Source organism: Citrobacter sp. Cm046 (assembly GCF_030333065.1).
Classification (GTDB): domain Bacteria; phylum Pseudomonadota; class Gammaproteobacteria; order Enterobacterales; family Enterobacteriaceae; genus Citrobacter; species Citrobacter murliniae.
In genome coordinates this window covers 206,737-220,350 of sequence record NZ_JAOWGP010000046.1, presented here as the reverse complement: position 1 = coordinate 220,350, position 13,614 = coordinate 206,737, and the positions used below count along the sequence as shown (strand labels likewise).

General features: G+C 51.5%; 14 protein-coding genes. 9 read left to right on the top strand and 5 right to left on the bottom strand.

Annotated features, from left to right (window positions below):
• Positions 1 to 41: 41 nt before the first annotated feature.
• A complete protein-coding gene (locus OGX98_RS22305) occupies positions 42 to 92 on the bottom strand; it encodes a hypothetical protein (protein WP_223307023.1) in 51 nt (16 codons plus the stop codon).
• A gap of 153 nt (positions 93 to 245) precedes the next feature.
• Between OGX98_RS22305 and pepA the strand changes: the two genes are divergently transcribed.
• From pepA to OGX98_RS22285, 4 genes are all read left to right on the top strand, one after another.
• Positions 246 to 1,757 carry a leucyl aminopeptidase gene (gene pepA / locus OGX98_RS22300; protein ID WP_045439229.1) on the top strand — a complete coding sequence of 504 codons (1,512 nt, stop codon included), beginning with the start codon at positions 246 to 248 and terminating at the stop codon, positions 1,755 to 1,757.
• Positions 1,758 to 1,849: 92 nt separating this feature from the next.
• On the top strand, positions 1,850 to 2,293 hold the full coding sequence (gene holC, locus OGX98_RS22295; protein ID WP_045439226.1) for a DNA polymerase III subunit chi: 444 nt from the start codon (positions 1,850 to 1,852) through the stop codon (positions 2,291 to 2,293).
• Positions 2,293 to 5,148, top strand: a complete 2,856-nt coding sequence (locus OGX98_RS22290; RefSeq protein ID WP_286595935.1) for a valine--tRNA ligase — start codon at positions 2,293 to 2,295, stop codon at positions 5,146 to 5,148. The genes holC and OGX98_RS22290 overlap by 1 nt, the downstream gene beginning before the upstream one ends.
• Before the next feature lie 175 nt (positions 5,149 to 5,323).
• Positions 5,324 to 5,827: a GNAT family N-acetyltransferase gene (locus OGX98_RS22285; RefSeq protein ID WP_045439219.1), complete on the top strand. Its 504-nt coding sequence runs from the start codon at positions 5,324 to 5,326 to the stop codon at positions 5,825 to 5,827.
• 3 nt (positions 5,828 to 5,830) lie between these two features.
• On the opposite strand, the gene OGX98_RS22280 is transcribed toward OGX98_RS22285, so the two are convergent.
• From OGX98_RS22280 to rraB, 3 genes are all read right to left on the bottom strand, one after another.
• A complete protein-coding gene (locus tag OGX98_RS22280; protein WP_286595934.1) occupies positions 5,831 to 6,661 on the bottom strand; it encodes a topoisomerase II in 831 nt (276 codons plus the stop codon).
• A 71-nt stretch (positions 6,662 to 6,732) separates the two neighbouring features.
• Positions 6,733 to 7,506 (bottom strand): tRNA isopentenyl-2-thiomethyl-A-37 hydroxylase MiaE, encoded by a 774-nt coding sequence (miaE, locus tag OGX98_RS22275; protein WP_045439216.1) that lies wholly within the window; start codon positions 7,504 to 7,506, stop codon positions 6,733 to 6,735.
• A 51-nt stretch (positions 7,507 to 7,557) separates the two neighbouring features.
• Positions 7,558 to 7,983, bottom strand: coding sequence for a ribonuclease E inhibitor RraB (gene rraB, locus OGX98_RS22270; RefSeq protein ID WP_045439213.1), 426 nt, complete (start codon positions 7,981 to 7,983; stop codon positions 7,558 to 7,560).
• A gap of 92 nt (positions 7,984 to 8,075) precedes the next feature.
• Between rraB and argL the strand changes: the two genes are divergently transcribed.
• Together argL and argF (OGX98_RS22265) are read left to right on the top strand one after the other, a co-directional pair.
• Positions 8,076 to 8,177 (top strand): putative translational regulatory protein ArgL, encoded by a 102-nt coding sequence (gene argL, locus OGX98_RS24135; RefSeq protein WP_404842351.1) that lies wholly within the window; start codon positions 8,076 to 8,078, stop codon positions 8,175 to 8,177.
• Positions 8,147 to 9,151 carry an ornithine carbamoyltransferase gene (gene argF / locus OGX98_RS22265; protein ID WP_045439209.1) on the top strand — a complete coding sequence of 335 codons (1,005 nt, stop codon included), beginning with the start codon at positions 8,147 to 8,149 and terminating at the stop codon, positions 9,149 to 9,151. The genes argL and argF (OGX98_RS22265) overlap by 31 nt, the downstream gene beginning before the upstream one ends.
• 55 nt (positions 9,152 to 9,206) lie before the next feature.
• Here argF (OGX98_RS22265) and OGX98_RS22260 read toward each other — a convergent pair whose 3' ends face one another.
• Positions 9,207 to 9,659, bottom strand: a complete 453-nt coding sequence (locus tag OGX98_RS22260) for a YhcH/YjgK/YiaL family protein (RefSeq protein WP_045439205.1) — start codon at positions 9,657 to 9,659, stop codon at positions 9,207 to 9,209.
• Positions 9,660 to 10,330: 671 nt separating this feature from the next.
• Between OGX98_RS22260 and arcA the strand changes: the two genes are divergently transcribed.
• From arcA to argF (OGX98_RS22245), 3 genes are all read left to right on the top strand, one after another.
• On the top strand, positions 10,331 to 11,551 hold the full coding sequence (gene arcA, locus OGX98_RS22255) for an arginine deiminase (RefSeq protein WP_045439201.1): 1,221 nt from the start codon (positions 10,331 to 10,333) through the stop codon (positions 11,549 to 11,551).
• A 9-nt stretch (positions 11,552 to 11,560) separates the two neighbouring features.
• On the top strand, positions 11,561 to 12,487 hold the full coding sequence (gene arcC, locus OGX98_RS22250; RefSeq protein WP_286595933.1) for a carbamate kinase: 927 nt from the start codon (positions 11,561 to 11,563) through the stop codon (positions 12,485 to 12,487).
• An 83-nt stretch (positions 12,488 to 12,570) separates the two neighbouring features.
• Positions 12,571 to 13,575, top strand: a complete 1,005-nt coding sequence (gene argF / locus OGX98_RS22245; RefSeq protein ID WP_225760403.1) for an ornithine carbamoyltransferase — start codon at positions 12,571 to 12,573, stop codon at positions 13,573 to 13,575.
• Positions 13,576 to 13,614 lie beyond the last annotated feature (39 nt).

The following is a 13,614-nucleotide window of genomic DNA, read 5'->3' as shown; positions in this document are numbered from 1 at the left end:
TCGTCTTTTGCCGGAATTTAGCTTGTTTCATGGCTTATACGTCATTTATTCTCTTGAGTCGTCGAAATCGTCGCTAAGACTATTATACTCAACGGATTCACCTCTCAGAAATTGTTCTGACGTGCCAATGCCGTAATAACGTTAAGATTAACACGAAGTCACCGCAACAGCGGGTATGAGTTACGAAAGCTTGCAATTCTATCCGTAGCCACCGCCGTTGTCTTTAAGATTCAGGAGCGTAGTGCATGGAGTTCAGTGTAAAAAGCGGTAGCCCGGAGAAACAGCGGAGTGCCTGCATCGTCGTGGGCGTCTTTGAACCACGCCGCCTCTCTCCGATTGCAGAGCAGCTCGACAAGATCAGCGACGGGTACATCAGCGCACTGCTGCGTCGTGGTGAACTGGAAGGCAAACCGGGTCAAACCCTGTTGCTGCACCATGTTCCTAACGTTCTGTCTGAGCGAATTCTCCTCATTGGTTGTGGCAAAGAGCGTGAGCTTGATGAGCGCCAGTACAAGCAAGTTATTCAGAAAACCATCAACACCCTGAATGACACTGGCTCGATGGAAGCAGTCTGCTTTCTGACTGAGCTGCATGTGAAAGGCCGTAACAACTACTGGAAAGTGCGCCAGGCTGTAGAGACCGCGCAGGAAACGCTGTACAGCTTTGATCAGCTAAAGACCAACAAAAGCGAGCCGCGTCGCCCGCTGCGTAAAATGGTCTTCAACGTACCTACCCGCCGTGAGCTGACCAGCGGTGAACGTGCTATTCAGCACGGTCTGGCTATTGCCGCCGGTATTAAAGCCGCGAAAGATCTCGGCAACATGCCGCCGAACATCTGTAATGCAGCGTACCTCGCGTCTCAGGCACGTCAGCTGGCTGACAGCTACAGCAAAAATGTGGTGACGCGCGTGATTGGCGAGCAACAGATGAAAGAGCTGGGCATGCACTCTTACCTGGCCGTTGGCCACGGGTCGCAGAACGAGTCGCTGATGTCCGTTATCGAGTACAAAGGCAATCCGTCAGAAGATGTCCGTCCGATTGTTCTGGTCGGCAAAGGACTAACCTTTGACTCCGGTGGTATTTCCATCAAGCCTGCCGAAGGCATGGACGAGATGAAATACGACATGTGCGGCGCAGCGGCAGTGTATGGCGTGATGCGTATGGTGGCGGAGCTGCAATTGCCGATTAACGTCGTCGGTGTGCTGGCTGGTTGTGAAAACATGCCAGGTGGTCGCGCGTATCGTCCGGGTGATGTGCTGACTACCATGTCCGGCCAGACTGTTGAAGTACTCAATACTGATGCCGAAGGCCGCCTGGTGCTGTGTGACGTGTTAACCTACGTTGAGCGTTTTGAACCGGAAGCCGTCATCGATGTAGCAACCCTGACCGGCGCATGCGTCATTGCGCTGGGCCATCACATCACCGGCCTGATGTCGAACCATAACCCGCTGGCGCACGAGCTGATTGGTGCTTCTGAACAAGCAGGCGATCGCGCGTGGCGTTTACCGCTGGGCGATGAATTCCAGGAACAACTGGAATCCAACTTTGCGGATATGGCCAATATTGGCGGACGTCCTGGCGGGGCAATTACTGCGGGCTGCTTCCTGTCACGCTTTACCCGTAAGTACAACTGGGCGCATCTGGACATCGCCGGTACCGCATGGCGTTCAGGAAAAGCCAAAGGAGCAACCGGTCGTCCGGTCGCGCTGCTGTCGCAGTTCCTGCTCAATCGTGCTGGTTTTAACGGCGAAGAGTAAGTTTGAGATTGTCCCGTAGGCCAGATAGCGCCATCCGGCCTACGGTGTGCATCATGGCAACGCATTTAAATCCACCACAAGAAGCCCCATATATGAAGAATGCAACGTTCTACCTTCTGGACAATGACACCGTCATTGATGGCTTAAGCGCCGTCGAGCAACTGGTGTGTGAAATTGCCGCAGAACGTTGGCGCGCGGGCAAGCGTGTACTGATTGCCTGTGAAGATGAAAGACAAGCTATTCGGCTGGATGAAGCACTGTGGGCGAGACCGGCAGAAAGCTTTGTGCCGCATAATCTGGCGGGTGAAGGCCCGCGCGGCGGTGCACCAGTTGAAATTGCCTGGCCGGAAAAGCGCAATAGTAGCCCACGCGATCTGCTGATCAGTTTGCGCGTTGGCTTTGTAGATTTTGCCACCGCTTTCACAGAAGTGATAGACTTTGTCCCTTACGAAGATTCTTTGAAACAATCGGCACGCGAGCGCTACAAAGCATATCGCGTGGCTGGTTTTAACCTGAATACGGCAACCTGGAAATAATGGAAAAGACATACAACCCACAAGATATCGAACAGCCGCTTTACGAGCACTGGGAAAAGCAGGGCTATTTCAAACCTAACGGCGATGAAAGCAAAGAGTCCTTCTGCATCATGATCCCGCCGCCGAACGTTACCGGCAGTTTGCATATGGGTCATGCTTTCCAGCAGACCATCATGGACACCATGATCCGTTACCAGCGCATGCAGGGTAAAAACACCCTGTGGCAGGCAGGTACTGACCATGCGGGTATCGCAACCCAGATGGTGGTTGAACGTAAGATTGCTGCCGAAGAAGGTAAAACCCGTCACGACTATGGTCGCGATGCTTTTATCGATAAAATCTGGCAGTGGAAAGCGGAGTCCGGCGGTACGATTACCCGTCAGATGCGCCGTCTGGGCAACTCTGTGGACTGGGAGCGCGAGCGCTTTACCATGGATGAAGGCCTTTCCAATGCCGTGAAAGAAGTCTTTGTTCGCTTGTACAAAGAAGACCTGATTTACCGTGGCAAACGCCTGGTAAACTGGGATCCAAAACTGCGTACTGCTATTTCTGATCTGGAAGTGGAAAACCGCGAGTCCAAAGGCTCGATGTGGCACATCCGCTATCCGCTCGCCGATGGTGCAAAAACCGCCGACGGTAAAGATTACCTGGTCGTTGCGACAACCCGTCCGGAAACCGTACTGGGTGATACCGGCGTGGCCGTTAACCCGGAAGATCCGCGCTATAAAGACCTGATCGGCAAATTCGTGATCCTGCCGCTGGTTAACCGCCGCATTCCAATTGTTGGCGATGAACACGCCGATATGGAAAAAGGCACCGGTTGCGTGAAAATCACCCCGGCCCACGACTTCAATGACTATGAAGTGGGTAAACGTCACGGCCTGCCGATGATCAACATTCTGACCTTTGACGGCGATATCCGTGAAAGTGCAGAAGTGTACGACACCAAAGGTGAAGAGTCCGACGTTTACTCCAATGAGATCCCGGCTGAATTCCAGAAGCTGGAGCGTTTTGCCGCACGTAAAGCCGTGGTTGCCGCTGTCGACGCACTGGGCCTGCTGGAAGAGATTAAACCGCACGATCTGACTGTTCCTTACGGCGACCGTGGCGGCGTGGTTATTGAACCGATGCTGACCGACCAGTGGTACGTTCGTGCCGATGTGCTGGCAAAACCGGCCGTTGAAGCGGTTGAGAATGGCGACATTCAGTTTGTACCGAAACAATACGAAAACATGTACTTCTCCTGGATGCGCGATATTCAGGACTGGTGTATCTCGCGTCAACTGTGGTGGGGTCACCGTATTCCGGCATGGTACGACAACGACGGTAACGTCTACGTTGGCCGTAACGAAGACGAAGTACGTCAGGAAAACACCCTGAGCGCCGACGTTGCCCTGCGTCAGGACGAAGACGTTCTCGATACCTGGTTCTCCTCCGCACTGTGGACCTTCTCCACCCTCGGCTGGCCGGAAAACACCGACGCTCTGCGTCAGTTCCACCCAACCAGCGTGATGGTTTCCGGCTTCGACATCATCTTCTTCTGGATTGCCCGCATGATCATGATGACCATGCATTTCATCAAAGATGAAAACGGCAAGCCGCAGGTTCCGTTCAAGACCGTCTACATGACCGGCCTGATCCGTGACGACGAAGGCCAGAAGATGTCCAAATCCAAGGGGAACGTTATCGACCCGCTGGATATGGTTGACGGAATCTCCCTGCCTGAGTTGCTGGAAAAACGTACCGGCAATATGATGCAGCCGCAGCTGGCAGAGAAAATCGCCAAACGCACCGAGAAGCAGTTCCCGAACGGCATCGAGCCGCACGGTACCGACGCTCTGCGTTTCACCCTGGCAGCACTCGCGTCTACCGGTCGCGATATCAACTGGGATATGAAGCGTCTGGAAGGTTACCGTAACTTCTGTAACAAGCTGTGGAACGCCAGCCGCTTTGTGCTGATGAATACCGAAGACCAGGATTGCGGCTTTAACGGCGGCGAAATGACGCTGTCGCTGGCGGACCGCTGGATCCTCGCAGAATTCAACCAGACCGTGAAAGCGTACCGCGAAGCACTGGATAACTTCCGCTTCGATATCGCCGCAGGCATCCTGTACGAATTCACCTGGAACCAGTTCTGCGATTGGTATCTGGAGCTGACCAAGCCGGTAATGAACGGTGGTTCAGAGTCTGAACTGCGCGGTACCCGCCACACGCTGGTGACGGTTCTGGAAGGTCTGCTGCGCCTGGCGCACCCGATTATTCCATTCATCACCGAAACCATCTGGCAGCGTGTGAAAGTGATTTGCGGTATCACCGCAGACACCATCATGCTGCAACCGTTCCCGGAATACGATGCGGCTCAGGTTGATGAAGCGGCACTGTCTGATACCGAATGGCTGAAGCAGGCGATCGTTGCCGTGCGTAACATCCGTGCGGAAATGAACATTGCCCCAGGCAAACCACTGGAATTGCTGCTGCGTGGTTGCAGTGAAGCCGCGATTCGTCGCGTCAACAACAACCGTAGCTTCCTGCTGAATCTGGCGCGTCTGGAAAGCATCACCGTGCTGCCTGCCGACGATAAAGGTCCGGTATCCGTGACCAAAATCATCGACGGTGCTGAGCTGCTGATCCCGATGGCTGGCCTCATCAATAAAGAAGATGAACTGACACGTCTGGCGAAAGAAGTGGCGAAAATCGAAGGTGAAATCAGCCGCATCGAAAATAAACTGTCTAACGAAGGCTTTGTGGCGCGTGCACCAGAAGCGGTGATCGCCAAAGAGCGCGAGAAGCTGGACGGTTATGCAGAAGCGAAAGCTAAACTGATTGAGCAGCAGGCGGTTATTAGCGCGCTGTAATCTGAAAGCCGGGAGGCATATCGCTTACCCGGCCTGTTATATCTTTAATATCAATGTATTGCGCGCTTCCTGAGGCGCGCAATACATCTGTTCCTGAATTTTCCTCTCTTGCACATCCCCGCCCCACAGTGTTATTAACTGCGTATATCCGCCACTACATGTCACGAGTTTTGCTATGAATGTTATTTCACCGGTCGCGGCCACCCTGCGCCTTATCACCGCTGACGATAATTCAGCCGTTGCCAGCGTGATCCGTCAGGTTTCCGCTGAATACGGCCTGACCGCCGATAAAGGCTATACCGTCGCCGACCCTAATCTCGATGAGCTATATCAGCTCTACAATCAGCCAGGATATGCATATTGGGTCGTCGAGCAGAACGGAAAGGTTGTGGGCGGTGGCGGCATCGCACCACTTTCCTGTAGCGAACCTGATATTTGTGAACTGCAAAAAATGTATTTTTTACCCACGATACGTGGACAGGGAATGGCAAAGAAACTGGCGTTGATGGCGCTGGACCATGCCCGTGAACAGGGCTTTAAGCGCTGTTATCTGGAAACCACTGCCTTTTTGCGTGAGGCGATTGGCCTGTATGAACATTTAGGGTTTGAGCACATCAGCGAACCATTGGGCTGTACCGGGCACGTTGATTGTGAAGTGCGGATGCTCAAACCCCTTTAAGTTTTACTGCATGTCAGGTGCGACCGACAGGCGAATAACGCCGGCCGCATTTGCCGCAGGCAGTTTCAGTACCTGCGACCAGAAGTCCTGCACCAGATCGCAGGCAATCTTCTCTTTACCAACGCCTTTCTGCGGATCAGCCATGATTTCAATATCATGGCCATAACGCTGCACTAACGGTGGCACGACTGTCTGCACATCCTGTATTGCCTGCTGACGTTCAGTTTCCGTAACCGTGTGTCGGTTTGGCCCATAGGCAGCACGCATCATTGCAGCATCGCTCTCCATCCGCCGCTGAATAATATCCTTCGCAATCAAATGGACCGGGTTAATTCCACCTTTCACCGCCGGAAACAGAAAACGGAAGCACTCGTCATCCCCTTTCTTTTGCACTGCCGCAATCTGTTCAAGGTTGATTTTCATATAGGCCGTGACGTTCTCGTCCGGCGCATTCTGTAAGCGTGCCATCTGAATCTGCAATATCTGCGGTTGTACCGCATCAATCATCTCCTGCTCGCTTTTACCCTCTTTTCGCATCTGCAGGGCCTGCATGCGAATACGCTGCCATAATGCGGGTTCCTGCTCTTTTAGCACGATCATCGTTGGCAGGGTTGCCATCGCGGCATCAAATTTTTGTTCTTCGGTCTGGCCTGAGGCTGCATTTTCCCGGGGGATCAGGTAATGCACGTCAAAAACGTTCCACGCAATGATCGCTATCACCATGAAAACCGCGCCGGAGATTTTCCCCACCCAGCCTTTTTTGCGAAAGATGCCCACCACGATGGCGATAACCACGCCTACGTAAGCAGCGAGTAATACATGTGTCCAGTTCATTGGTAATCCTTGTCCCAAAAAGAGACATTCTTAACGTCTGCAGACATCCTGTCACTGGGCAACAGCAAAAACTACCGAATTTTAGAGATGACCGGTACGCCACTGTGAAAACGGAACTCATCGTCCGGGGATAAGATCAGCGAAGCTTCTACTTCACCAAAAAATCGTACTCTTTCACTGATATCGTGTGCAGAAACCTGCTGTGCCAGCGCCAGATAATCCTGATAATGGCGCGCCTCTGAACGGAGCAACGACAGATAAAATGCCTGTAACTCGTCATCCAGATACGGTGCCAGAGCAGCGAAACGTTCGCAGGAACGCGCCTCGATATACGCGCCGCAAATGAGCTTATCAATCAGCGTTAACGGCTCATGGGTTCGCACCTCTTTGAGCATGCCTTTGGCATAACGGCTGGCAGTAATTTTGATATACGGAATATTGCGACTCATCATCGCCTCCCGCACCTGCCAGAAGTGGTGTAACTCTTCTTTGATCAACAAAACCATGCTGTCGATAAGCTGTCGTCCCCATGGGTCGTCAGTTTGCGGCATCACACTTTTGCCGATCTGCTTATTCAGTGAGATGAAATCAGGTTCTTCCCCTTCCCGGAAGGCAAAGGCCTCATAGGGTTTCAGCCACTCCAGCAGCGCCTGCGCTCCCTGCTTATCAGCGACATATTTACGCACCAGCAACATCGCGGTTTGCGCCGCTTTCAGTTCACAAATGAGGTGGTCGGTCAGTAACAGAGGTAGATGTTCCGGGTCTCGCGCTTTATCAAGCCATGCCTGGGGTGTTTTGCAGTGCAGGAAGTTCAGGATCGGGGAGAGTATTTGCGGGTAATCCATACGTTGTCCTTGCCCTACGACAGCAAACGCTGCCGTAGGTCAGCAGATGATTTAGTGACGCACGCCATCATCATCTTCGTCGACGAAATCTTCATCGTCGCCGTCTTCACCTTCTTCGCCGTTAGGGTCTTCAAAATAAGTACCCCACCCGTCGTACTCCACATCAAATTTTTCAGCCAGGTTCATCAGTTGCTCAACCTGGGAGTCAATCAGCTCGGCGTTCAGAGCACATTCGCTGAGGATGTCACAGCAAATTACCGTGTCGCCCTCTTCCACTTCCAGCTCTTCCGGCTCGGTCACTTCATAACCCAGTTTGAAGGCTTCTACTGCTGCTTTTTCCAGGGTTTCAAAATCATCTGCGGAAAGGTGATGCTCGATGGTATACAGCGCATCAGGATCGCTGCCATCTTCAAGTAATTCTTCAATAATCAAGCGTGTTTCTTCACGCTGTTCTTCCAGGTGTTCCGGGTTTGCCATGGCTCGTTCCTCATAATGTCCTGCCGATACTCTTATTGTCACATACCGCTGACATTGCCTCCACCTTTCCAGGAAAGATTTGTTAAACAAGGTTGCAAACGAATAAATATCCATATAAATTGAATTTTAATTCAATAAATGGCTTAAGCCATGTGAGGGAACCATGTCTGCACTTTATCAGAAGCATTTTTTGAAACTGCTTGATTTCACCTCTGCTGAACTCGCATCACTGCTACAACTCGCCGCACAACTAAAGGTGGATAAGAAAAACGGCACAGAGATCGCCAAACTGACCGGCAAAAACATCGCGCTCATCTTCGAAAAAGACTCGACCCGTACCCGTTGCTCTTTCGAAGTTGCCGCATACGATCAGGGCGCTCGCGTAACGTATCTCGGGCCAAGCGGCAGTCAGATTGGTCATAAAGAGTCGATTAAAGATACCGCCCGAGTGCTCGGTCGCATGTACGACGGTATTCAGTACCGGGGCCACGGACAGGAGGTCGTTGAGACACTGGCGGAGTATGCCGGGGTTCCGGTATGGAATGGGTTAACTAACGAATTTCACCCCACTCAGTTACTGGCCGATCTGTTAACTATGCAAGAACATCTGCCGGGTAAAGCGTTTAATGAGATGACGCTGGTATATACCGGCGATGCCCGCAACAATATGGGGAACTCGATGCTGGAAGCAGCAGCGTTAACGGGGCTGGATTTGCGTCTGGTTGCGCCACAAGCCTGCTGGCCTGAAGAAAATCTGGTTGCGGAATGCAAAGCCCTGGCACAGAAAAACGGCGGTAATATAACGCTGACTGAAGATGTTGCCACAGGCGTTAAAGGTGCAGATTTCATCTATACCGACGTTTGGGTATCAATGGGTGAAGCGAAAGAGAAATGGGCCGAGCGTATTGCGTTACTGCGTAAATATCAGGTCAACAGCAGCATGATGGAGCTGACCGGCAACCCGCAGGTGAAATTCTTGCACTGCTTGCCTGCATTTCATGACGATCAGACCACGCTTGGCAAAAAAATGGCGGAAGAGTACGGTCTGCATGGCGGTATGGAAGTGACAGACGAGGTCTTCGAGTCACCCGCCAGTGTGGTATTCGATCAGGCAGAAAACCGCATGCACACAATCAAAGCGGTGATGGTCGCGACGTTAGCGAAGTGACTATATTACATGACGGAAGTGCCGGATGGCGTCTCATCCGGCATCACAATATATTCTACGCCACCAGCATTTTCACTACAGCTTTGCGTACCAGCGCAGGCTTACCCACCGCACACAGCGGCTTATGAACCTCTCCTGGATAGAACACCACAAAGTCACCTTCATTCAGTACAACCGTTTTCTCCTCAGCCCCTTCCGGTAAAAAGGCGATATCTTTATCCTCCAGCCAGTCGGTCTCCGGCGCACCCGCAGGCAATGTGCTGAAAGTCATCCCTTCCTGGCCTTTGAGCAGGATCTGAATATCAAGATAACGGGCATGGTACTCGGCACGGCGCTGCTCGAACGGCTCGGTCATATCTTCTGCAATCAGATAAAACAGGCGATTGCCATCGATGTCATGCTTACCTTTTTCAGTTTCATCCGTCACATGCGCTTTAATGTGCTCAATCGCCTGTCGCAACTCTTCTGGCAGCCATGCTTCCAGGTGGTGAATATTGCCAATAATCATTTCAAAACCCTCAACTAAAACAACGTTTCATTTTGGTTGTTATACGAAAAAACCGTCTGCCATACAACTCCTGGTTACTGATATTTTGCGTCAACGCATGTTTATCGCTGATGATGTTGGTCAGTTGTTAATATCCAGGATGAGTTATGCATAAACTATGCATAACTCATGATCCCCTCTTTCCCTGATGTTATGTAACCTACTGTTTTACAAAATTTTATTAGAAAAACCCGCAACAGGTCACATTTCACTCTCCCTTCATAATGCCTGTATATCCTCATATTTATTTGAAAATAAAAGTTAAACCACAAATAATAAAATTAAAAAATCGCATAACCATTCAAAGATGAAAAATAAACCATTAAAAATCAACAAACTATTAAATTCACTATATTTAAGAAAACACACAAACAATTAACACGAACAAATAACAAGACATATTCCTGCGTATTAATTCAATTCAACACCCTATTATTTTTTAATTTCTCAGAACTCTGTCATATATTAAAAAAGAAAAATAAAACGTCCGCTCTACTGTGAAAGAAATCACATTTCTATGTCAGATAAGGTCTAAATATAGATCCCGCAATTAGCTGAAAAATCATGACTGCAAAAATATTATTTGCAGGCACCTCCTCTTTATTTTTTACAATCACGTTAAAGGGATAATGATGGAAAAGCATTATGTCGGTTCCGAAATCGGTCAATTACGTAGCGTGATGCTACATCGTCCTAATCTCAGTTTAAAAAGGCTGACGCCATCGAACTGTCAGGAGCTGCTTTTTGATGATGTTCTTTCAGTAGAACGTGCGGGTGAAGAACATGACATTTTCGCCGACACACTGCGTCAGCAGGGAATTGAAGTTCTGTTACTCACTGATTTATTGACACAAACTCTTGATATCCCTGACGCAAAAAGCTGGTTACTGGATACGCAAATTTCTGATTACCGCCTTGGCCCCGCTTTCGCTACCGATATTCGCGCCTGGCTGGCAGATATGTCGCACCGGGAACTCGCCCGGCATTTAAGCGGCGGTCTGACCTACGGAGAAATCCCCGCTTCAATCAAAAATATGGTAGTCGACACTCATGATATTAATGATTTTATTATGAAGCCATTACCGAATCACTTATTTACTCGCGACACTTCATGCTGGATATATAACGGTGTGTCTATTAATCCGATGGCCAAAACAGCTCGTCAGCGGGAAACCAATAATCTCCGGGCAATTTATCGCTGGCATCCGCAATTTGCCGATGGTGATTTTATTAAATATTTCGGTGATGAAAATATTAATTATGACCATGCCACGTTAGAAGGTGGTGATGTGCTGGTCATTGGCCGTGGCGCAGTGCTGATCGGCATGTCTGAACGGACAACCCCACAGGGAATCGAGTTTCTTGCCCAGTCGCTATTCAGGCATCGCCAGGCTGAACGCGTGATCGCCGTAGAACTGCCAAAACATCGCTCCTGTATGCATCTCGATACCGTTATGACCCATATCGATATCGATACCTTCTCCGTCTACCCGGAAGTCGTTCGCCCTGACGTTCAGTGCTGGACCCTGACGCCAGATGGACGCGGCGGCCTGAAACGAACTCAGGAAAACACCCTGGTACATGCCCTCGAAAAAGCCCTGGGCCTTGATCAAATTCGCTTAATCACCACCGGTGGTGACGCTTTCGAAGCCGAACGTGAGCAGTGGAATGATGCGAACAACGTCCTCACTCTGCGCCCCGGCGTCGTAGTGGGTTATGAGCGCAACATCTGGACCAACGAAAAATACGATAAAGCCGGAATCACCGTTTTACCCATTCCAGGCGACGAACTTGGACGAGGTCGCGGCGGTGCGCGCTGCATGAGTTGCCCGCTGGAACGCGACGGTATTTAAGGGGACGTCATGGAAAACAAACCTACTCTGGTTGTCGCCCTCGGTGGCAACGCGCTGCTCAAACGTGGCGAGCCGCTGGAAGCAGATATTCAACGTAAAAATATTGAGCTGGCAGCAAAAACCATCGCCCAACTCACGCAGCAGTGGCGCGTGATCCTGGTGCATGGCAACGGCCCGCAGGTCGGACTGCTGGCGTTACAAAACAGTGCCTACGCCAGCGTCACCCCCTATCCGCTCGACATTCTCGGCGCGGAGAGTCAGGGAATGATCGGCTACATGCTACAGCAGGCGCTGAAAAATCAGCTTCCGCAGCGTGAAATTAGCGTCCTGCTGACGCAGGTTGAAGTCGATGCCAGCGATCCGGCATTCAGCAACCCAACCAAATATATCGGACCGATTTACGACGACATCCAGGCCAGGACATTACAGGCGGAAAAGGGCTGGGTTTTCAAAGCCGACGGTAAAGCATTCCGCCGGGTGGTCCCCTCTCCACAACCCAAGCGCATTGTTGAAAGCGACGCGATTCGCACCCTGATCGCCCGCGATCATCTGGTTATTTGCAACGGTGGCGGTGGTGTGCCCGTGGTAGAGAAGGCCGATGGCTACCACGGTATTGAAGCGGTGATCGACAAAGATCTCTCCGCAGCCCTCCTCGCCAGCCAAATCCATGCCAATGCGCTGCTGATCCTGACAGATGCCGACGCCGTATACCTCGACTGGGGCAAACCCACTCAACGCCCGCTGGCTCAGGTCACTCCGGAGCTACTCAGCGAAATGCAATTCGACGCCGGTTCAATGGGGCCCAAAGTCACGGCCTGCGCCGAGTTTGTAAGCCGCTGCCACGGCATTGCGGGCATCGGTTTGCTGGCTGACGGCACGTCCATTCTCAGCGGAGACAAAGGCACGTTGATTCGCAGCGAAACCGTCGACGCATAAACCCCTTTTACCTGATGGCACGAACCCGCAGGCCGGATAAGGCGAAGTTGCCATCCTGCCTACTACGACTTAAGGACCTATTTATGGCTATTTCACTGAAAAATCGCAACTTTCTAAAACTTCTCGACTACACCCCCACCGAGATCCAGTACCTCATCGATCTGGCTATCGAGCTAAAAACCGCGAAAAAAGCCGGGCGTGAAAGACAAACACTAATCGGCAAGAACATCGCGCTGATCTTTGAAAAAACCTCTACTCGCACCCGTTGCGCCTTTGAAGTCGGCGCTTTCGACCAGGGTGCGCAAGTGACCTATCTCGGCCCAAGCGGCTCGCAGATTGGTCATAAAGAGTCGATGAAAGATACCGCCCGCGTTTTGGGTCGTATGTATGACGGCATCGAATACCGTGGCTATGGCCAGGACATCGTTGAGGAGCTGGGTGAGTACGCCGGTGTTCCGGTATGGAATGGGCTGACGAATGAATTTCACCCTACGCAGATCCTCGCCGATCTGATGACAATGCTGGAACACGCACCGGGTAGAACTCTACCTGAACTGAGTTTTGCTTACCTCGGGGATGCCCGTAACAACATGGGCAATTCGCTGATGGTCGGCGCGGCAAAAATGGGCATGGATATTCGCCTGGTCGCACCAAAATCCTTCTGGCCAGATGAAGCTCTGGTCGCCGAATGCCGTGAAATCGCCAGTGTTACTGGTGCGCGCATTACGCTCACCGACGATGTCGCTGAAGGCGTCTACGACGTGGATTTCCTCTACACCGATGTCTGGGTCTCAATGGGCGAGCCAAAAGAAGCATGGGCGGAACGCGTCAGCCTGATGACGCCCTACCAGGTTAACCAACAGGTCATCAAGGCCACCGGCAACCCCAATGTGAAATTTATGCACTGCCTGCCAGCCTTCCATAACGAGCACACCAAAGTAGGACGTGAAATCGAAGCGGCTTACGGCCTGAAAGGGCTGGAAGTCACAGAAGAAGTATTCGAGTCAGTTCACTCGATCGTCTTCGACGAAGCAGAGAACCGGATGCATACCATCAAAGCGGTCATGGTAGCGACACTCGGCGACTAATCCCTCAGGGCATATGTCGCCAGGCGACGTATGCCCGAG